Origin of the sequence: [Mycobacterium] fortunisiensis (genome assembly GCF_019050325.1) — a bacterium.
Classification (GTDB): domain Bacteria; phylum Actinomycetota; class Actinomycetes; order Mycobacteriales; family Mycobacteriaceae; genus Mycobacterium; species Mycobacterium fortunisiensis.
On record NZ_VOMB01000020.1, the window covers coordinates 264291 to 282959 of the forward strand.

General features: G+C 69.0%; 20 protein-coding genes, 1 other RNA gene and 2 pseudogenes. 13 read left to right on the forward strand and 10 right to left on the reverse strand.

Going from position 1 to position 18669, the window contains the following annotated elements; genetic code table 11:
* The first annotated feature begins 96 nt into the window (after positions 1–96).
* The 4 genes and pseudogenes from panB (at position 97) to FR943_RS17275 (ending at position 2551) form a co-directional block, all read left to right on the forward strand.
* On the forward strand, positions 97–945 hold the full coding sequence (panB, locus tag FR943_RS17265) for a 3-methyl-2-oxobutanoate hydroxymethyltransferase (protein WP_217159385.1): 849 nt from the start codon (positions 97–99) through the stop codon (positions 943–945).
* Positions 946–1115: 170 nt separating this feature from the next.
* A pseudogene (locus tag FR943_RS26915) lies at positions 1116–1265 on the forward strand (IS1380 family transposase); the annotation flags it as partial.
* Positions 1242–2015: an alpha/beta hydrolase gene (locus FR943_RS17270; RefSeq protein WP_443732536.1), complete on the forward strand. Its 774-nt coding sequence runs from the start codon at positions 1242–1244 to the stop codon at positions 2013–2015. The pseudogene FR943_RS26915 and the gene FR943_RS17270, both read left to right, overlap by 24 nt.
* Positions 2016–2137: 122 nt before the next feature.
* Positions 2138–2551: a hypothetical protein gene (locus FR943_RS17275; RefSeq protein WP_246585076.1), complete on the forward strand. Its 414-nt coding sequence runs from the start codon at positions 2138–2140 to the stop codon at positions 2549–2551.
* Between the two features lies 1 nt (position 2552).
* On the opposite strand, the gene FR943_RS17280 is transcribed toward FR943_RS17275, so the two are convergent.
* Positions 2553–3338 carry an enoyl-CoA hydratase/isomerase family protein gene (locus tag FR943_RS17280; protein ID WP_217159391.1) on the reverse strand — a complete coding sequence of 262 codons (786 nt, stop codon included), beginning with the start codon at positions 3336–3338 and terminating at the stop codon, positions 2553–2555.
* Positions 3335–4039, reverse strand: coding sequence for a TetR/AcrR family transcriptional regulator (locus tag FR943_RS17285; protein ID WP_217159393.1), 705 nt, complete (start codon positions 4037–4039; stop codon positions 3335–3337). The genes FR943_RS17280 and FR943_RS17285 overlap by 4 nt, the downstream gene beginning before the upstream one ends.
* Before the next feature lie 111 nt (positions 4040–4150).
* Here FR943_RS17285 and FR943_RS17290 point away from each other — a divergent pair, with 111 nt between their 5' ends.
* The gene (locus tag FR943_RS17290; RefSeq protein ID WP_217159395.1) at positions 4151–5647 is read left to right on the forward strand and encodes a CYTH and CHAD domain-containing protein; all 1497 of its coding nucleotides are present in this window, start codon (positions 4151–4153) and stop codon (positions 5645–5647) included.
* Between the two features lie 9 nt (positions 5648–5656).
* Here FR943_RS17290 and rnpB read toward each other — a convergent pair.
* Positions 5657–6053: RNase P RNA component class A (gene rnpB / locus FR943_RS17295), an RNA gene on the reverse strand.
* Positions 6054–6082: 29 nt separating this feature from the next.
* Between rnpB and FR943_RS26450 the strand changes: the two are divergent.
* Positions 6083–6160 (forward strand): annotated as a pseudogene (locus tag FR943_RS26450) (AraC family transcriptional regulator); the annotation flags it as partial.
* A gap of 92 nt (positions 6161–6252) precedes the next feature.
* Complete coding sequence (locus FR943_RS17300) at positions 6253–6576, forward strand: SDR family NAD(P)-dependent oxidoreductase (RefSeq protein WP_217159397.1); 324 nt, start codon at positions 6253–6255, stop codon at positions 6574–6576.
* A gap of 98 nt (positions 6577–6674) precedes the next feature.
* Here FR943_RS17300 and FR943_RS17305 read toward each other — a convergent pair whose 3' ends face one another.
* On the reverse strand, positions 6675–7964 hold the full coding sequence (locus FR943_RS17305) for a DUF222 domain-containing protein (RefSeq protein WP_217159399.1): 1290 nt from the start codon (positions 7962–7964) through the stop codon (positions 6675–6677).
* Positions 7965–8001: 37 nt separating this feature from the next.
* On the reverse strand, positions 8002–9555 hold the full coding sequence (locus FR943_RS26780) for a bifunctional NAD(P)/FAD-dependent oxidoreductase/class I SAM-dependent methyltransferase (protein WP_217159401.1): 1554 nt from the start codon (positions 9553–9555) through the stop codon (positions 8002–8004).
* A gap of 46 nt (positions 9556–9601) precedes the next feature.
* Here FR943_RS26780 and FR943_RS17315 point away from each other — a divergent pair, with 46 nt between their 5' ends.
* A complete protein-coding gene (locus tag FR943_RS17315) occupies positions 9602–10192 on the forward strand; it encodes a type II toxin-antitoxin system RelB family anti-toxin (protein ID WP_217159706.1) in 591 nt (196 codons plus the stop codon).
* Here FR943_RS17315 and FR943_RS17320 read toward each other — a convergent pair whose 3' ends face one another.
* From FR943_RS17320 to cobC, 4 genes are read right to left on the reverse strand one after another with little or no spacing between them, the layout of a single operon-like run.
* Positions 10193–11296 (reverse strand): bifunctional RNase H/acid phosphatase, encoded by a 1104-nt coding sequence (locus FR943_RS17320; RefSeq protein ID WP_217159403.1) that lies wholly within the window; start codon positions 11294–11296, stop codon positions 10193–10195.
* Entirely contained in the window at positions 11293–12021 is a 729-nt protein-coding gene (locus FR943_RS17325) for a zinc ribbon domain-containing protein (protein WP_217159405.1), read from the reverse strand. The genes FR943_RS17320 and FR943_RS17325 overlap by 4 nt, the downstream gene beginning before the upstream one ends.
* Positions 12022–12034: 13 nt before the next feature.
* Positions 12035–13168, reverse strand: a complete 1134-nt coding sequence (locus tag FR943_RS17330) for a Nif3-like dinuclear metal center hexameric protein (protein WP_217159407.1) — start codon at positions 13166–13168, stop codon at positions 12035–12037.
* Positions 13165–14223 (reverse strand): Rv2231c family histidinol phosphate aminotransferase CobC, encoded by a 1059-nt coding sequence (gene cobC / locus FR943_RS17335; protein WP_217159409.1) that lies wholly within the window; start codon positions 14221–14223, stop codon positions 13165–13167. The genes FR943_RS17330 and cobC overlap by 4 nt, the downstream gene beginning before the upstream one ends.
* Positions 14224–14297: 74 nt before the next feature.
* Between cobC and FR943_RS17340 the strand changes: the two genes are divergently transcribed.
* The 3 genes from FR943_RS17340 to FR943_RS17350 are packed head-to-tail and all read left to right on the forward strand — an operon-like array spanning position 14298 to position 16310.
* Positions 14298–14975, forward strand: coding sequence for an HAD-IA family hydrolase (locus FR943_RS17340; RefSeq protein ID WP_217159411.1), 678 nt, complete (start codon positions 14298–14300; stop codon positions 14973–14975).
* Positions 14968–15480, forward strand: coding sequence for a low molecular weight protein-tyrosine-phosphatase (locus FR943_RS17345; RefSeq protein WP_308170585.1), 513 nt, complete (start codon positions 14968–14970; stop codon positions 15478–15480). Before FR943_RS17340 ends, FR943_RS17345 begins: the two co-directional genes overlap by 8 nt.
* A complete protein-coding gene (locus FR943_RS17350) occupies positions 15480–16310 on the forward strand; it encodes an SURF1 family cytochrome oxidase biogenesis protein (protein WP_217159414.1) in 831 nt (276 codons plus the stop codon). Before FR943_RS17345 ends, FR943_RS17350 begins: the two co-directional genes overlap by 1 nt.
* Here the strand turns inward: FR943_RS17350 and FR943_RS17355 are convergent.
* Positions 16264–17223: a cobalamin biosynthesis protein gene (locus tag FR943_RS17355; RefSeq protein WP_308170586.1), complete on the reverse strand. Its 960-nt coding sequence runs from the start codon at positions 17221–17223 to the stop codon at positions 16264–16266. The two genes, FR943_RS17350 and FR943_RS17355, sit on opposite strands and share 47 nt — an antisense overlap.
* Positions 17224–17259: 36 nt before the next feature.
* Between FR943_RS17355 and FR943_RS17360 the strand changes: the two genes are divergently transcribed.
* Both FR943_RS17360 and FR943_RS17365 read left to right on the forward strand, forming a co-directional pair.
* Positions 17260–18087 (forward strand): oxygenase MpaB family protein, encoded by an 828-nt coding sequence (locus FR943_RS17360; protein WP_217159417.1) that lies wholly within the window; start codon positions 17260–17262, stop codon positions 18085–18087.
* Between the two features lie 66 nt (positions 18088–18153).
* Positions 18154–18654, forward strand: coding sequence for a hypothetical protein (locus tag FR943_RS17365; protein WP_217159419.1), 501 nt, complete (start codon positions 18154–18156; stop codon positions 18652–18654).
* The last annotated feature ends 15 nt before the right edge of the window (positions 18655–18669 follow it).

Genomic DNA, 18669 nt, shown 5'->3' on the forward strand with positions numbered 1-18669 from the left:
CTTCTTTGCCACGGTGGCAGACTTGACCTTGTCAGCCGAACCCGGGGACCGTCAGCCGGCCTCGAGGATTCGAACCGACCATCACAAGGGACGATGATGTCTGAACAGTCTGTTTATGGCGCTTCCGATTCTGCCGCGGATGCCAAGCCCCGCACCAAGGTGCGCACCCTCACGCTCGCGAAGTGGAAGTCCGAAGGTCACAGGTGGGCCATGCTGACCTGCTACGACTACTCCAGCGCACGGATTTTCGACGACGCCGGCATTCCGGTGCTGCTGGTGGGCGATTCGGCGGCAAACGTGGTCTACGGCTATGACACCACCGTGCCGATCACCATCGACGAGCTGATTCCGTTGGCGCGCGCCGTGGTCAAGGGCGCGCCCCATGCGCTGGTGGTCGCCGATCTGCCGTTCGGCAGCTATGAAGACGGCCCGGCGCAGGCCCTCGCGACGGCCACCCGGTTCATGAAGGAGACCGGCGCGCAGGCGATCAAGCTCGAGGGCGGTGAGCGGATGGCCGAGCAGATCGCCACGCTGTCGGCCGCCGGCATCCCGGTGGTGGCCCACATCGGCTTCACCCCGCAGAGTGTCAACGGGTTGGGCGGCTTCCGGGTGCAGGGCCGTGGCGACGCCGCCGAGCAGACGATCCACGACGCGATCGCCGTGCAGGAGGCCGGCGCCATCGCGGTGGTACTGGAGATGGTGCCCGCCGAGTTGGCCACCCAGATCACCGGCAAGCTGACCATTCCCACGGTCGGTATCGGCGCCGGCCCCAACTGCGATGCCCAGGTGCTGGTCTGGCAGGACATGGCCGGGCTCACCAGCGGCAAGACCGCCAAGTTCGTCAGGCGCTTCGGTGACGTCGGCGGCGAACTGCACCGTGCGGCAACGCAGTACGCCGAGGACGTGGCGGCCGGGGTGTTCCCGGCCGAGGAACACAGCTACTAGCCTCGATATTTCGTGAAGACTGGGTGTGACGGGCGTGTAATGCACGGAAGTGCCTGTCCTGCTTGAGAAAATGTGACTTGTCTAGGGTCCATGTTCACAAGCGGGAAGGCACTCCGTAGGTCAAGCGTAGCGGTTGTGGTGGGTTTCAGGTCGAATCGGGTCGCGAGTCGCTGATTTCCTCGGCAGGGGCGTCGCTGCTGTTGCAGACTGCGCAGGTCAGCGGCTTGGTGTCGGGTCTGTCGCGTCAGCTGCGGCCGTGGCGGGCGGCGCGCTCGATCCATGATCCTGGCAAGACGGTGCTGAATCTGGTCGTTGCGATAGTTCAGCGCTACCTCGGATACCTAGACGACCAAGGGCATGCTTCAGTGTCGATCGGTGATCCTGACAACGCATCACGGTCAGCCATTTTCGTACCCGGCACTGGCCAGGGCATGGCCACCTCCGACGGCAGCGATAACAAGTCGCTCAAGATGTACCAAGCAGCGCTGGCCGCCGATCCCACTCTCAGTCCGCAAGACGTCTCCGTCACCACCTGGATGGGCTATGACCGGCCAATGGATCTGATTGAAGCCGCCGATCCGGAATACGCCGCCAACGGAGGTTCGGCACTCGATACATTCCTGGATGGCATGCACGCTTCGCACAACGGTCCGCCGGCGCTCGACACCGTCATAGGCCATAGCTATGGGTCCACGCTGGTCGGAGGGGCAGCAACCAGCGGCGGTCATCTCGCAGCAGAAAACGTAATCGCAGTCGGCAGCCCTGGCATGTTGACCCAGCATGCCGGTGACCTCAACCTCGAAGCCAACGCAAATGTCTACTCTATTACCGCAAAGAACGACATCATCCACGCAGCGACTGACATGACCCTGGGCGCCGACCCATTCGGAACTGACTTTGGCGCTACGCGCCTCGACGCATCCCCAGGACCCCCGTGGGGGCCTGGCTTGCCCTCCGTCCCGGCACACAGCAGCTACTGGGATCCTGGAAACCCGGCGCTGGAAAACATGGGCGCCATCATCGCTGGGCTCCCGCCAACTGACCTAGCACCCCCGGAGGCACGCCGATGAAAACTAGAATTCTCATAGCCATCATGACCGGGCTCTGCCTGACCCCCACCGCCTGCACCACCGGAGGTTCATCCGTGAATACTGTTGTACCCCAATCGCAACAACAGGCCCAGGACACCCTCATGAACTACCTGAAGCGCACCCTGGACGGGCTGCCGACAGGCACCGTGATAGACGCCAGTCGATACGGTTCAGCTGGCTCAACCGGGTACTGCGACGACAACGACAGCACACCCACCGCCCCGAGGAATTTCAGCACTATCGGTGAACTGCACTCACCCTCGGGAACCGACAACGATGCCACCGTGAGGAAGGTTGGTGAGATCTGGAGCAGCTGGGGATGGAAGGTAATCGAGCGCGACGAGTTCCGGAAGCCCAACCAGTTCGGATATGGCCCTGATGGCTATCGCCTACAGATCGTTTCTGCGTCACCGAGAAGTTTCCCGCCCACCGTCAATGCAATCTCGCCCTGCTACCCCGGGACCATCGCCCGCGATGACATCGCCTTCCCGATACAGATCGCATCGGACAGTTAGACTAAGCGAACTCGGCCCGGCGCTTGGCCAGGAACGCGTCGACGCCCTCGCGGCCGTCGGCCGAGTTGGCTCGCTCGGCGATGAACCGGGCCTCGGCCGCCATCTGCTCTTCGAGGCTGTTCTTGAACGAGGACACCAGCAGTGACTTGACCGCGCCGTTGGATCCGCCCGACCCGGCGGCCACCTGCTCGGCCAGCGTGGTGGCCCGGTCGGCGAGTTCGTCGCCGGAGACCACTTCGGTGAGCAGCCCCCACTCCCGGGCCTCGGTGGCCGAGAGCACGCGGTTGGTCAGGATGAGTTCCTGGGCCCGGCGCAGGCCCACCAGCCGCGGCAGGTGGTAGGAGGCGCTGCCGTCGGGGCTCAGGCCGACCTTCGTGTAGGCCATGGTGAAGGTGGCCGATTCGGCGGCCAGCACCAGGTCGCCGGCCACCGCCAGGCTGAACCCGGCACCGGCGGCGGTGCCGTTGACGGCGGTGATCAGCACCGCGTTCATCCGGGCGAACGACGAGATGGCCTGGTGCAGGTCGTCGGCGACCCCTTTGATGAACACGCCGCGGTCCGGCGCGGTGGAGAAGGCCTTCAGGTCACCGCCCGCACAGAAGAACCGGCCGGCACCGGTCAGCACTACGGCCTTCGTGGCGGGGGTGTCGCAGCGCCGCGCGGCGTCGGCCAGCTCGCGAGTCATGGTGTCGTTCATGCCATTTGCGGCGTCCGGGCGGTTCAGCGTGATGCGCGCGACGGCACCGGACTGCTCGAACGAGATGGCTTCATACGTGGGCTCGGTCACGGTCGGGACTCTAGCGGGGCCGGTTTCGACGGTGGCCGCACCCCCAGCCGCACCGCCGTCGCCTGGACCAACGGTGCGAAATCACCGACGAATCCGAGGATCCGCAGCGCCCCTTCGCCGATCACCCAGGGCTGCGCCGGGGTGGGCTCGACATCGTCGGATCGGCTGTTGACCACCGTCTCCACCAACCGGAACGGCAGGTCGGCGGCCGCGCGCGGGCCGCGGCATTCGGCGATCACCGATTCTGACAAGCTGCGGTACACCTCGCGCAGCTGGGCCCGGCGCAGCCGAAACGGTTCGAACCGATCCATCCGCAGTTCGGGCAGCAGGTAGAGCGCACCGAGATTCCACCGGCCGGTGCACAACTGGTGCGCGTCACCGACGACGAGTGTGTGCAGACGGCCACCGGCCGGTCCGGCACTGCCGAGCAACTCGGTGCCCAACTGCAGCGCCGCGTCGACGGTGCCGGCCAGCAGCGCGTCGAGAATGTCGTCCTTGGTGGCGAAATGGTGGTACAGCGACGCCTGCCGCACCCCGACCTCGTCGGCGATGCGCCGGGTGGAGGTGCTGGCGTAGCCGTGGTTGGTGAACAGTTCGGCGGCCGCGTCGAGGATCTCTTCGCGGGCGGTGCGGCCCGGCCGGCGTGGCTGTTCCAACCGCGGCCGGCCGCGGCCGGCGCTCGGATTCGTCCCGGGCCCCATGGGGGCAACCCTAGGAGATGGCGGGCTGAACTGGCAGCGGTCACTGCCCTCGCGCGGATGTGGCACGCTGGTGCCATCCGAATCCGCCTCCGGTGCACAGCGAAGGTGACTATGGCCCCCGGTAAGACCAAGACTGCCCGGTACACCGAAATCGAGCGGAAGTTCGCGGTCACCGAGAACACCGTCTCGCCGTCGTTCGAGGGGTTGTCCGCAGTTGCCGAGGTGGTGCGGTCGGGGACGCAGCGGCTCGACGCGGTGTACTTCGACACGCCCGATCGCGATCTGGCGGCGCACCGCATCACACTTCGGCGTCGTACCGGCGGCAGTGACGCCGGCTGGCACCTGAAGCTGCCGGCCGGTACCGATACCCGCACCGAGGTGCGGGCTCCGTTGGGCACGGCGACCGACGCCGTGCCCGAGGAGTTGCGTGACGTCGTGCTCGCGATCGTCCGGGACCGTCCGCTGTCCCCGGTCGCCCGGATCAGCACCCAGCGCAGTGTCGAGGTGCTGCACCGCTCCGACGGGACCGCGTTGGCAGAATTCTGCGACGACCGGGTCACCGCATCGGCCACTGACCCGGACGGCGACGAAGTGAGCTGGCGGGAGTGGGAGCTGGAACTGCTGCCCGCCGACGTTCCGGGCGATCTGATGGATCGACTGGCCAATCGGCTCGCCGATGCCGGGGCGACACCGGCCGCACACGGCTCGAAGCTGGCCCGGGTGTTGGGCACCGACACCGCCCCCGAGCCTGCTCCCCCGGCCGATCCGGTACACCGGGCCATCGCCGAGCAGATCGAGGCGCTGCTGGTGTGGGACCGTGCGGTGCGGGCCGACGGGGACGACGCGGTGCATCAGATGCGGGTGACCACCCGCAAGATCCGCAGCCTGTTGCAGGGGTCGAAGGGTTCCTTCGGTCTCGATGACGACGGGTGGGTGCTCGACGAGTTGCGGGCGCTGGCCGCGGTTCTGGGTGTGGCGCGCGACGCCGAGGTACTGGCCGAGCGCTACGAGCGCGCGCTCGACGAGTTGCCTGCCGAGCTGGTCCGCGGGCCGGTGCGCGAGCGTCTGGTCGAGGGGGCCAACCGCCGCTACACCGCGGGTTGGCGGCGGTCGCTGCTGGCGATGCGCTCGTCGCGCTACTTCCGGTTGCTGGACGCGCTCGATGAGCTGCTCGCCGCCGCACCGCCCGGCGGCGCGGACGGTGCGTCGCCGTCGGCGGGCATCGACACGGCGTACAAGCGGGTGCGCAAGGCGGCCAAGTCCGCCGCCGCAGTCGCGGCCGAAGAGTCCACGGCCGCCGAAAAGGACGAGGCTCTGCACCGAATCCGTAAGGGCGCCAAGCGACTTCGCTACACGGCGGCGGCCACCGGAGCCGACAAGGTGTCCGACCGGGCCAAGGACATCCAGTCGCTGCTCGGCGATCATCAGGACAGTGTGGTCAGCAAGACCCACCTGGTCACCCAGGCCGATGCCGCCCACGCCGCCGGCGAGGACACCTTCACCTACGGCCTGCTCTATCAGCTCGAGGACGAGCTGGCCCAGCAGTCCCGGGCGCAGCTGCAGCATGCGCTCAAGAAGCTCGACAAGGCGGTGCGCAAGGCCCGGTAGGGCCAGGGGCGAACGAGTTGGCTTGTAAGCCGGATTCTGTCCCTCACCCCGAGGGGGCGAGGCGGCGACCATCCATCTGGGCACACCGTCGCCGGGTGCCTCAAGCGGCCTACCCGCAGACTCGGGCGAGCAGCCCTCGGGCGTCTGCGCGACCGCAACCAGGTTGCGGCCTTCTTGGCCTTGCTTCGGGTGGGGTTTGCCTAGCCACCCCGGTCACCCGGGGTGCTGGTGCGCTCTTACCGCACCGTTTCACCCTTACCCCCCGGCCACAAGGACCAGGTGGCGGTCTGTTTTCTGTGGCACTTTCCCGCGAGTCACCTCGGATTGCCGTTAGCAATCACCCTGCTCTGTGAAGTCCGGACTTTCCTCGACACCTCAGGGGTGCCGCGGCCGCCCAGCCAACTCGTTCGCGCAGATCACCGTACCCTTATTTTCATGGCGCAGGTGCCACCGGCCCGATATCTGCTCCGGGCGAAGGACTTGGCCGACGCGCGCTATGCCGATCCGGTAACGGGGTCCCATAGCCCAGTCGCGGTTCCGGAGCGGAGGTGTTCGGCGTAGACGTCGACCTTCCATTCGATGAGGGAACGGCATTCTTCGAGGGCGTGGATCTGAGCCTCGATGCGTCGACGGTGTTCGTCAAGGAGTTTGAGTCGGTCTTCCTCGTTCCCCGGCCCGACCTGCAGCGCGACATGACAGCCGCCGAACAGATCGAGCGGGGGTGGATTGACGCAGATGGGAACGTCATCGGGCCGGGTTTCAAGACGCCGAGCCAAGGGGCAGCCATCGCACCGCTCGCCAGCCCGGAGGGATCCATGGAGGGCGGCGGTGTTCGCGACTACGCCATCAACCACCACAACGCCGAGCGTCTGTGGCAGGTGTCGGCCCATATCACCGGAGTCAACATCAACCGCAGTGCCACCGAATGACCCAGGCCACACGCGATGTCCAAATACGACAGCAGCACGGGCCATCGAGCACAACGAGGAGGTAGAGCGGTCACCGACGTCCGGCCCGCACACGACAACTAGGCCGCAGCGGCGCACCGCGCGAACTCGATCGCGACCTGCAACTCGGTCACGCTCTCGTAGCATTCGATCGACCCGGGTGGCGGGGGCGCGGTCGAGCGGTAGCCCGCTCCGGTCGGAGTCACGAATTCGGCTGTGTGCACCCCATTCTCGTCGAATGTGCGCACCCTCCACCCTGGTGACTCCTTGACGTAGTTGCAGCGTTCGCACTCACCGAGACCGTTGAGGGCGCTGGTCGGGCCGCCACCGGCGTGGGGCTGCGCATGGTCGTGGTGCCGGATCGGCGCATCGCAATACGGAGTCCGGCAGGTCTGGTCCCGCAATCCGATGAAACGAGCCAGCGTCTTGGGGAACAGCCGCGAACGCGACTCCATCGCCACCAACGCCCCCGACGTCGGATGCCGGTAGAGCCGCCGCAATGTCGCCCGCGACCGCTCGTCGGCAACCGCGTCGCTCACGAGGGAACGGGCCACCGCTGCGGGCACCGGCCCGTATCCCTCGACCACCGCCGGATTCTCGTCGTCTGTCAACAGGGTCTGGTCGGACAGCACGACGCTGACCGCCACCGGTTCCGGTATGTCGGCGGGGCGACCTGTCACCCGCTCCGCCACGGTGTCAGCCATCACCTGGCCGCGGGTCCGGCCGTCGAACGTCGTATCAGCAGTCCGCTTGAGCGCCGCATACACACCGACGCCCTTCTGCATCGGCAACAACACCGTGAGCCGGGCCATGCAGTCGGGCGCCGGCCGGATCCAAACATCTCGATCCTCCGGCGCCTTGGCCGCCCGGTCGACGATTGCTTGCGGATCCAGCCGGTAGGCAATCCTCTTGGCTTCCGCCTCGATCCGCCTGTTGCCCATGCCGTCGAGCTTCGTGACGTCACCGCACATCTCTGCATCCAGTGCGCGCCGGTCCTCGACCGTCAGGCATGCCGACTCCCGCACGATCAACGTTGCCCGCCATTCCGACAACACCCCGGTCTCCAGCGCGGCCAACGTATGCGGCATTTCGTACACCAGGGCCTTGGCAAATCCGAGATGCCGGCTCCCGCACGTCGGCGAATCATGGCGCGCCAGGGCGATCTCCGAGGTCACTCCACGACCCCGCTTCGCGCGACGTACTCCCGCCGCCGCCTCGGCGGCCCGGCGCTTCTCGTCCAACAGGGCTGCGCACCGGGCCTGCCCGGCCGCGGCGGCTGACTTCGCCCGTTCGAGTTCCTCGATGCGCCGATGCAACTCGGCCTCATCAGCATCCGGGTTGACCTGCGCCAATCCCATTGTTTCGAACATACTTGCGAGTATGCCACACCGGTACGACACGTTGTTTTCAGCTGCGACGCCGCAGCACCATCACATTGTCGATCAGGACACCCGGCTGCCCGTCTGGCCCGGTCGCTGCCCGCTCATCGGTGCCTACCCGGACCCGTTCCCATTGCGCCTCATCGAGATTCAGCGAGTCAACGACGTCGTCGGCGCTGGGGAATTCGAACTTCCGGACATGTTCGGGAGCCCAGGGCGGGGCGGCCCCGTGGTCGACGATGACGAGCAGACCTCCGGGCGCCACCGCGCCGGCCGCCCGCCGTAGCACCCCGGCCCGGTCCATCGCGATCGGTGACTGCAGGAACTGGGCCGAGACCAGATCGAACCCGCCGTCGGGGATGCTCTCGGACAGGTCGTGGCGTTCGAACGTGATCCGGTCGGCGATACCGCGGGCCTGCGCTTCGGCGGCCGCGCGTCCGAGTGCGGTCTGCGACACGTCGACGGCGGTCACCTGCCAGCCGTGCTCGGCCAGCCAGACGGCGTCGCCGCCCTCTCCGCAGCCCAGATCCAGCGCCGTGCCCGCAGGCAGGTCGGCGGCGATCTTGGCCAGCTGGGCGTTGACCCGTCCGCTCCAGATCCGGCCCCGCTGCCCGTAGTGCCGCTCCCAGTACTGCGCCGTGACGGTGGACGGCGCCGGCCACGGCGGCACCGGCAGGCCGACGTCCTCGCCGAGCAGATGCTGGACCACGGCGGCGCCGGCCTGACTGCCCGACGCGACGGCGGTCGCCACCTGAGGCATCTGGGCGGCGATATCCCCGGCGGCGAACAGGCCGGGCACCGAGGTGCGGGCGAAGGCGTCGACGACGAGGGCGTCCGCGGCGATCGGCCCGGGTGCCCAGACCGCACCCAACTGTCCCGCCAGCGGGGACGGCTGATGCAGGGTGGCCGCGACGAGCGCACCGCGTCGCGGCAACCGGGTGCCGTCGGTGAACTCCACGGCCGCCAATTCGCCGTCCTGCGCGACGAACTGGGCGATCGTCCGTTCGTCGACGCCGATTCCGGCACCTGCGAGCTGTGCGGCCTGCGCATCGTCCAGTCCGCTGTCCCCGTTGGTGAGCACCACGACGTCGTCGGTCCAGCCGCGCATCATCAACGCCGAGTGCACGGCGCGGTCACCCTGCGCGACCACGGCGACCGGGGCGTCGCGCATCTCCCACCCGTGGCAGAACGGGCAGTGGAAAACCGAGGTGCCCCATAGTGTTTCGATCCCGGTGATGTCCGGTCCCCGGTACTGCATGCCGGTGGCCAGCAACACGGTTCGGGTGTGCTCACGGGTGCCGTCGGCCAGCTCGAGCTCGAAACCCGGTTCTCCGCGGACGATCTCGCCGCTGCGCAGCTCGACCGACGGGTAGCCGGCCAGTTCGGAGCGCCCGGCAGCATAGAGCTCGGCCGGTGGCCGGCCGTCGCTGCCGAGCAGTCCGCCGATTCCGTGGGCTGCCAGGTTGCTCTGCTGCTCGGCGTCCACGAGCAGAACCCGCCGCCGGGCCCGGCCCAGCACCAGCGCTGCACTCAGCCCGGCTGCTCCGCCGCCGACGATGACGCAATCCCACATGTTGTCCATGCCTCAAGCTTGCCGAAACCATGGCAAAGTGCCAAGCTATTTTGCCATGGAGGCAAACTCCACGGACTCGGCCGGGTCAGCCGATATCGACGCCCTGGTCAGACGGCGTCTGCGCGAGCTGCGGGCCGAACGCGGACTCACCCTGGAGGACGTGGCGCGGCGAGCACAGATCGACGTCTCGACGCTGAGCCGGCTGGAATCGGGTAAGCGCCGCCTCGCGTTGGATCACCTGCCCCGGCTGGCCAACGCGCTGTCGGTGACCACCGACGAGCTACTGCGCGCGCCGCACGCCGAGGATCCCCGGGTCACCGGCAGCTCCCACACCCATCACGACATCACCTACTGGCCGCTGACCCGCCAGGGGCCGGCCGCAGGTTTGCATGCCTATAAGATCCGGATCAGCCCGAAGCGCCGCAAACCACCGGCCGAGTTCCCGGTGCACGAAGGGCGTGACTGGATGTACGTGTTGTCCGGGCAGCTGCGGCTCATCCTGGGCGAGCAGGATTTCCTCGTCAATCCCGGTGAGGCCGTGGAGTTCTCGACGTGGACACCGCACTGGTTCGGGGTCGTCGACGGTCCTGTCGAGGCGATCACGATCTTCGGACCGCACGGCGAGCAGCTGCACCTGCACGCCTGATCACAGGTAGTCGGTCTGGTTCACCAACCGCACCGATGAGCCGCCGTCGCCGTAGAACTCGGCGATCGACAGCGACGCCAGGTCCAGATGCAGCCGGTACAGGATGCCTTCACCGGCATCGAGGGCCAGCCGCAGGACCGTCTTGATCGGCGTCACATGCGAAACCACCAAAACCGTTGCCGCACCGTATTCGGCGATGATCCGGTTGCGGGCCCGGCGGACCCGCTCGGCCACCGCGTCGAAGCTCTCCCCGCCGGGCGGCTCGACACTGGTGTCCCGTAGCCAGCGCCGGTGGATGTCCGGATCCCGTTGTGCGGCCTCGGCGAACGTCAACCCCTCCCAGGCGCCGAAGTCGGTCTCGATCAGGTCGTCGTCGACGCGAACGTCGACACCGAGTGCCTTGGCCGCCACCGTCGCGGTCTCGTAGGCCCGGTCCAGCGGTGAGGTGAGAACCGCCGCGACACCGCCGCGGGCGGCCAGATACCGTGCCGCGGCGTCGGCCTGCCGGCGCCCCTCATCGGTGAGCTCCGGATTGCCCCGGCCCGAATAGCGCCGGGCGACCGACAATTCGGTCTGCCCGTGGCGCAGCAGCAACAGCCGGGTGGGCGTCCCGGTGGCACCCGTCCAGCCCGGCGCGGTCGGTGGCGCTGCAGCGGGCTTCGCCGGCGCAACCGGCTTTTCCGCCTCCGCCGTCGCGATGCCTGCCGCGGCATCCATGGCCTCGTTGGCCAGCCGGTCGGCGTGGCTGTTGCGGGCCCGCGGAATCCAGGTGTAGCTCACCTGGTCGAAACCCGCGGCCAGCTCGGCCGCCTGGCGCTGCAGCGGAATGAGGTCGGCGTGCTTGACCCGCCAACGCCCCGACATCTGCTCGATCACCAGCTTGGAATCCATCGACACCGCGACCTCGGTCGCGCCCAGCTCGGTGGCGGCCGCCAAACCGGCGATCAGGCCGCGGTATTCGGCGACGTTGTTGGTGGCCCGGCCAATGGACTCTTTGCGTTCGGCCAGCACCGCGTCGTGGCCGGCGTCGAACACCACCGCCCCGTAGCCCGCCGGACCGGGATTGCCCCGGGACCCTCCGTCGGCCTCGATGAGAACCTTCACGGCTTGACCCGCAACAGGATTGCGCCGCACTCGGGGCAGCGCAGCACGTCGTCCTCGGCGGCCGCGGCGATCCGGGCACTCTCGCCACGGTCGATCTCGATCCGGCAAGCCCCACACCGACGGCCCTGCAACAGCCCGGCGCCGGGGCCGCCGCGGGCCCGCTGGCGTTCGTACAGATCGACGAGTTCGGCGTCGATGATGCTCACCAGACCCTCACGGCGGGTCTTGGCCTGGGCCCGGGATTGGTCGATCTCGGCCAGTGCGGCATCACGCGCCTGGTGGGCGGCCGACAGCGCCGCCTGCAGATCATCGATGCGCTGCAACGCCTCGGCCTGCCGGCCGGCCAATTCCTCGCGACGCTCCATGAGCTCGAGCAGGGAGTCCTCCAGGCTGGATTGCCTGCGCTGCAAGGTTTCCAGCTCATGTTGGATCTCGGCGACCTGCTTGGCGCCGACCGTGCCACCGTCGATGAGGGCACGGTCACGGTCCTCACGCTGGCGTACCGAGTCGATCTCGCTCTCCAGCTTGGCCACCTGACCGTCCAGATCCTCCAGCCCGATGCCCAGGACGGCCACCCCGTCGTTGGCCTCGGCGTGCGCGGCCTGCGCCTCGTCCACCTGCTTCTGCTCGACCAGGTTTTTGGCGCGGTGTTCGATGCGCCCGAGCTCAGCATCGACCTCGGTCAGTGCGAGAAGCGAACGTTGTTGTTTTACTTCGGCTTTCATGTACTTCCTATGCTCAGCTCTCGACGTTCCACGGATCGGTGCGTACCGAACAGACCCGCACATCCAACACATCACCGAATTTCCCGCGCAGCACATTGGCCGCCTGGGCGCACCACGGGAACTCGCTGGCCCAGTGCGCCACGTCGACCAGCGCAACCGGTGAGGCGCGGCGGTGTTCGTCGGCGGGGTGGTGCCGCAGATCCGAGGTGACGTAAGCCTGGACGCCGGCGCGGGACACCGCGCCCAGCAGCGAGTCACCGGCTCCCCCGCATACGGCCACCCGCGACACCACGGCGTCGGGGTCTCCCGCGGCCCGCACTCCCCAGGAGGTGGCCGGCAGGGCGGCGCGGACTCGGGACGTAAAGGCCGACAACGGCTCTGGTCGATCGAGCACCCCGATTCGGCCGATTCCGACATCGCCGGGGATCGGCGCCAGCGCGAAAATGTCGAAGGCCGGTTCCTCGTAGGGGTGTGCCGCGCGCAGGGCGGCCAGGACGGTGGCCCGCAGCCGCGACGGTGCGATCACCTCGACCCGGTCCTCGGCCACCTGTTCGACGGTGCCCACCGCACCGATGGCCGGCGCGGCGCCGTCATGCGGCAGGAACTGTCCGGTGCCGGCCACGCTCCAGCTGCAGTGCGAGTAGTCACCGATGCGGCCGGCGCCGGCGGCGAACAATGCCTCTCGCACTTGCGTGGCGTCCGAGGTCGGTACGAACACCACCCATTTGTCCAGATCCGCCCCGCCCGCGGCCGGGGACAACACTGCCTCGACGGTCACGCCGAGGGCCGCTGCCAGCGCATCGGACACCCCGGGCGAAGCGGCGTCGGCGTTGGTGTGGGCGGTGAACAGGGCCCGCCCGGTGCGGATCAGCCGGTGGATCAGGTTGCCTTTGGCGGTGTCGGCAGCCACGGTGTCCACCCCGCGCAACAGCAGCGGATGGTGAGCCAGCAGCAGACCCCGCTCCGGTACCTGCGCGATCACCGCCTCGGTCGCGTCGACCGCGACCGTCACCGATTCGATCGGCTCGTCGGGATCGCCGCACACCAGCCCCACCGAGTCCCAGTCGTGGGCCAGCTGCGGCGGGTAGGCCTCGTCCAGTGCGGCGATCACGTCCCGCAGGACGACGCCGGCCGATCGCGCGTTCATGGCAGCACCTCCGTCATGGCGTCGATGAGTGCGGGCCACTCCGGCCGCACCGCGGCACGCAGGTAGTTTTCCGGCAGGCCCACGAAAGTATCGCAGCGGCGGACCGCAATGCCCTTGCTTTCCAGATGTTTTCGCATCAGCTCGGCGTCGGGCACGGTGAACAGCACAAACGGTGCAGCACCGGCCACCACGGACAGTCCGAGCGCGTTCAGGCCGGCGGTCATCGCGTCGCGCAGTTCGGCGAGCCGGCGGGCCCCGGCCTCGGCCTCGGCCACCGCCTCGGGTGCGTTGGCCGCCGCGATCGCCTCCAGCTGCAGGGTGCCCAGCGGCCAGTGCGGACGCGGCGCGGTGAGCCGGGCCAGCACCTCGGGGGCGCCGAGGGCATATCCCACCCGCAGCCCGGCCAGCGCCCAGGTCTTGGTCAGGCTGCGCAGCACCAATACGTCCGGCAACGATTCGCCGGCCAGCGTCTCGGCCTCACCGGGGATCGCGTCGGCGAATGCCTCGTCGACGACGAGCAGCCGGCCCGGCCGGCGCAGCGCCAACAGCTCTTCCCGACGGTGCAGCACCCCGGTGGGGTTGGTCGGGTTGCCGATGACCACCAGGTCGGCCTCGTCGGGAACCTGGGCGGCCGCCAGGGTGAACGGCGCGGGCAGCACCACGTGCTGGATCGGCACCCCGGCGGCGGTGAGAACCGCTTCGGGTTCGGTGAACGACGGGGCGATCAGGGCGGCCAGGTGCCAGCCGGCAGCAGCGGAGGCGGGTCGCGCATGAACCGGCCGCAGCCCGGCCAGCAGGGCAAATCCCTCAGCCCCACCCGCCAACAGGGCCACTTCGTCGGCGCGGCGGCCGTGCCGGGCCGCGACCGCCGCCACGGCGCGGTCGTGATCGGACCGGCTCGGGTAGCTGCCCAGGTCGGGCAGGCGGGCGGCCAGCCGTTCGGTCAGCCAGGGCGGCGGACCACCGGGCCGGACGTTGACCGCGAAGTCCAGCATGCCGGGCCCCGCAGCCTGGTCACCGTGGTAGCGGGCCCCTGCGCGGGTTGGACGTGACACAGCACGACCCTAATGGTCGGGGCGCCCACCTGGGCATCGGGAGGACTGCCGGCGGCATACGGGACAATGGGCACGTGACTGACACGCTGGAACTCACCCGACCGCAGCTCGTGCTGTTCGACCTGGACGGCACCCTGACCGATTCGGCGGCCGGGATCGTGTCGAGTTTCCGTCATGCCCTGGCCCACGTGGGTGCCGGTGTTCCCGAGGGTGACCTGGCCGGCCGTATCGTCGGCCCCCCGATGCACGAGACGTTGCGGGCGTTGAGTCTGGGTGCGCAACGCTTCGACGCCGACGCCGCGATCGCGGCCTACCGGGCCGATTACACCGACCGCGGCTGGTCGATGAACAGCCTGTTCGACGGAGTGCAGCCGCTGCTGGCCGATCTGGCTGCCGGCGGGGTGCGGCTGGCGGTGGCCACCTCGAAGGCCGAGCCCACGGCCCGGCGCATCCTGGCGCATTTCGGTGTGGACGGCTATTTCGAGGTGATCGCCGGCGCCAGTCCCGACGGCGCCCGGGCGGCCAAGGCCGACGTGGTCGCCTACGCGCTGGCACAGCTGCAGCCGCTGCCGCAGCGGGTGTTGATGGTCGGTGACCGGATGCACGACGTCGAGGGCGCGGCCGAGCACGGTATCGACACGGTGGTGGTCGGTTGGGGCTACGGCGCCACCGATTTCACCGGTCCGGGTGCCGTCACCGCCCACGCCCATGTCGACACCGTCGAGGCGCTTCGCGAGGTGCTGGGTGTCTGATTTCGCCAGTGGGTCCGCACTTCATGTGACGTTCGTGTGCTCGGGCAACATCTGCCGGTCCCCGATTGCCGAGAAGATGTTCGCCCATCAGATCAGCCGCCGTGGCCTGTCCGAGTGGGTGCGGGTGAGCAGCGGCGGCACCGGTGGCTGGCACGCCGGCGACGGCGCCGACGAACGTGCCTGTCTGGTGTTGCGTGAGCGCGGTTATCCCACCGAGCACATCGCCGCGCAGGTGTCCGACGATCACCTGGGCGCAGATCTGGTTGTCGCACTGGGGCGTAACCACCTGCGCATCCTCACCGATCTGGGGGTTACCGGCGACCGGCTGCGGATGTTGCGGTCGTTCGACCCCCGCTCGGGTGCCCACGCGCTGGACGTGGAGGATCCCTACTACGGCGCCAAGACCGATTTCGAGGACGTGTTCACCGTGATCGACGCGTCTCTGCCGGGGCTGCACGCCTGGGTCGATGAGGCGCTGGCCGGCCGGGGAATCGTGGTGGCCTGATGCGGCGCCTGTCCTTCCTGCTGCGGCCTCAGTGGCTGGCGTTGTTCGTCGTGGTGGCGGCGTTCGCCTACCTGTGCTTCACCGTGCTGGCGCCCTGGCAGTTGGGCAAGAACAGCAAGACCTCTCGGGAGAACAGCCAGATTTCCCATTCCCTGCAGGCCGATCCGGTTCCGGTGAACACCCTGCTGCCGCACCAGGATTCGGTTGCACCGGAGGCCCAGTGGCAGCGGGTCACCGCCACCGGGCACTACCTGCCCGAGGCCGAGGTGCTGGTCCGGCTGCGGGTGGTGGACGGCGAGCCGGCCTTCGAGGTGCTCACGCCGTTCGCGGTGGACGGCGGGCCGGTGGTGCTCGTGGATCGCGGCTACATCCGTCCCGTCGACGGGAACAAGGTGCCGGAGTTCGCGGCGCCGCCGGCCTCCTCGGTGACGATCACCGCGCGCCTTCGCGATTCGGAGGCGCTGGCTGCCGGCAAGGAGCCGTTCCGCAGCGACGATGGTGCCCGGCAGGTGTATTCGATCAACACCGAGCAGATCGCCTCGGTCACCGGTGTGGCGCTGGCCGGGTCCTATTTGCAGCTGGTGGCCGATCAGCCCGGCGGGCTCGGGGAAATCCCGCTGCCGCACCTCGATGCCGGGCCGTTCTTGTCCTATGGCATCCAATGGATCGCGTTCGGCATCGTCGCCCCACTCGGGCTGGGGTACTTCATCTACGCCGAGCTCCAGCAGCGCCGGCGGGAGCGGGCCGCCGCGGCGGCCGCGGCGGACGAGCCGCCGCGGGAGCTCACCGTCGAGGAGAAGATCGCCGACCGGTACGGCAAGCGCCGCTGAGGGCCACCGCCACGAGAACCGCCCCGACCTGCACGGCACGCGAAAGCCGCACTGTCCGCGCCACATCGGCCACCTCCGGGATGCGCCCGTCCCCCAGGGTGGGCCGGATCTCCAGCTGATGGGCGTACTGGGTGGGCCCACCCAGTCGCACCCCCAGGGCGCCGGCGAACGCGGCTTCGGCCACCCCGGCGTTGGGGCTGGGGTGGCGGGCGGCATCCCGTCGCCACGCGCGCAGCGCCGCCCGCGGTGAGCCCCCGACCACCGGCGCGCACACGGCGGCCAGCAGACCGGTGAGCCGGGCCGGCAGATAGTTCAGGACATCATCGAATCTGGCTGCGGCCCAGCCGAACCGAGAGTATCGCGGAGAGCGGTGCCCGATCATGGCGTCGAGCGTGTTGGCACCCCGGTACACCAGCACCCCGGGCACCCCGCCGATCGCCGCCCACAGCAGCGGCGCCACCTGCGCATCCGAGGTGTTCTCGGCCAACGATTCCACCGTGGCCCGGGTCAGCCCGGAGGTGTCCAGCGCGGCGGGATCCCGCCCGCACAATGACGGCAGCAGCGCCCGGGCACCGTCGAGATCGCCAGCCCGCAGCCGGGTGGCCATCTGGCCTCCGACCCGGTTGAGCGAGGTGCCGCCGAGGGCGACGTAGGTGGCCGCCGCGGTCACCAAGACCGAGCCGCCGGCCGCCCAGCCCAATACGGCCAGCCCGCCCAGCAGCAGGCCGGTGTGCAGCACCCCGGCCACCCGATTGTCGGCGTAGGTCAGGTTTTCCAACCGTGCTGCGCCAGTTCCGAACCCGGCCACCGGATGGCCGCGGCGTGGATCGCCCAGCAGCGCGTCGGCCAGGTACCCCACGGCGATGCCGACCGCCCGACGGTGCCGGATCTGGGACCTTCTGCGCGCAAACACCCCGGCAGCGTCTCACAAGGTGGTCTACTCGAAGATATGAGGCTGGGTCCCCCGCGTCGGCCGCGACGCGTCACCGATCTGCTCAATCCCGCGGCAGCGCTGCTGCCCGCGGCCAACGTCATCATGCAGCTGTCCCGCCCCGGCGTCGGCTACGGCGTCCTGGAGAGCCCGGTGGACAGCGGCAACGTCTACAAGCATCCGTTCAAACGGGCCCGCACCACCGGAACCTATCTGGCCGCGGCCACCATGGGCTCCGACGCCGACCGCGCGCTGCTGCGCACCCAGATCGACCGGGTGCATGCCCAGGTCCGCTCCCGGGCCTCAAGCCCGGTCTCCTACAACGCCTTCGATCCCACGCTGCAACTGTGGGTGGCGGCCTGCCTGTACCGCTACTACGTCGACATGCACGAATTCCTCTACGGCCCGCTCGACGAGGATTCCGCCGACGCGATCTATGCCGATGCCCGCACGCTGGGCACCACCCTGCAGGTGCGCGACGAGATGTGGCCGAAGGACCGCAACGCGTTCGACGCGTACTGGAAGCAGTCGCTGCAAGACCTGCAGATCGACCCGCCGGTGCGCGAGCACCTGCACGGCGTGGCTGCGATGGCTTTCCTGCCTGCGCCGCTGCGGCTGCTGGCCGGGCGCTTCAACCTGTTCGCCACCACCGGGTTCCTGCCCCGGGAGTTTCGTGACCACATGCAGCTGAGCTGGACGGCTGATCAGCAGCGGCGCTTCGCGAGGCTGGTGAGCGGGCTGCGGATCGCCGACCGGGTGATTCCCCGGGAGGTGTGGGTGCTGGGCTATCAGGTGTACCTGTGGGACATGCGGATCCGCGATCGCCTCGGTAAGCGCGTGGTCTGAGGGTGTCGTAGCGGGGCACGGCCGGATTTCGCCGTGGCACGGTTATGATCCGGCGCGGAGGAACCCTTGAAAGACCTCATTGTCCTGGTTGCCGTTTCGGTGGCCATCGGCTTCGCGCTCGGCGGCCTCAAGGCGTCTGCCCCGCCGGCGGCGGCTCCCGAGCCCGCAGCGCCGCCGCTCCCCCGCCCCGGCGTCTATCTGGTGGCCGAGAAGTCCGGCCCGGACACAGCCGAGCCCGGCGACTGGATCCTGTCGGCGTGCGGTCCACGATGCCTGCGTGCGCGGGCGGCAGCCGGCACCTGGCAGATGGATCTGTCGTGGAACCCCACCGCCGATCGGCATCGCGGCGCCTGGGTAGGTGAACGGATCGACCCCGGGACGCGCTGCTGGGCCGGCGCCCCGGACGAATATCAGCGGGGCCCGGTCCCCTTGAAGTACGTCATCCGGGCCGACCTCACCGGGTTCGTCAACATGAAGTTCTCCCGGGAGAACCCGTCGTGCCGGGGTGAGACCGAGATGCGCGGCCGCCAGTTCACCCTGCAGCGGGCGAAGTCCCTGTGGTCCTGAGACCGACGATCGTGG

Bases quoted from the DNA above. Each gene is read 5' to 3' on its own strand.
- panB (WP_217159385.1), top strand. From the start codon at position 97: ATGTCTGAACAGTCTGTTTATGGCGCTTCCGATTCTGCCGCGGATGCC.
- FR943_RS17275 (WP_246585076.1), top strand. From the start codon at position 2,138: ATGAACTACCTGAAGCGCACCCTGGACGGGCTGCCGACAGGCACCGTG.
- FR943_RS17285 (WP_217159393.1), bottom strand. From the start codon at position 4,039: ATGGGGCCCGGGACGAATCCGAGCGCCGGCCGCGGCCGGCCGCGGTTG.
- FR943_RS17290 (WP_217159395.1), top strand. From the start codon at position 4,151: ATGGCCCCCGGTAAGACCAAGACTGCCCGGTACACCGAAATCGAGCGG.
- FR943_RS17305 (WP_217159399.1), bottom strand. From the start codon at position 7,964: ATGTTCGAAACAATGGGATTGGCGCAGGTCAACCCGGATGCTGATGAG.
- FR943_RS26780 (WP_217159401.1), bottom strand. From the start codon at position 9,555: ATGGACAACATGTGGGATTGCGTCATCGTCGGCGGCGGAGCAGCCGGG.
- FR943_RS17315 (WP_217159706.1), top strand. From the start codon at position 9,602: ATGGAGGCAAACTCCACGGACTCGGCCGGGTCAGCCGATATCGACGCC.
- FR943_RS17325 (WP_217159405.1), bottom strand. From the start codon at position 12,021: ATGAAAGCCGAAGTAAAACAACAACGTTCGCTTCTCGCACTGACCGAG.
- FR943_RS17330 (WP_217159407.1), bottom strand. From the start codon at position 13,168: ATGAACGCGCGATCGGCCGGCGTCGTCCTGCGGGACGTGATCGCCGCA.
- FR943_RS17350 (WP_217159414.1), top strand. From the start codon at position 15,480: ATGCGGCGCCTGTCCTTCCTGCTGCGGCCTCAGTGGCTGGCGTTGTTC.
- FR943_RS17360 (WP_217159417.1), top strand. From the start codon at position 17,260: ATGAGGCTGGGTCCCCCGCGTCGGCCGCGACGCGTCACCGATCTGCTC.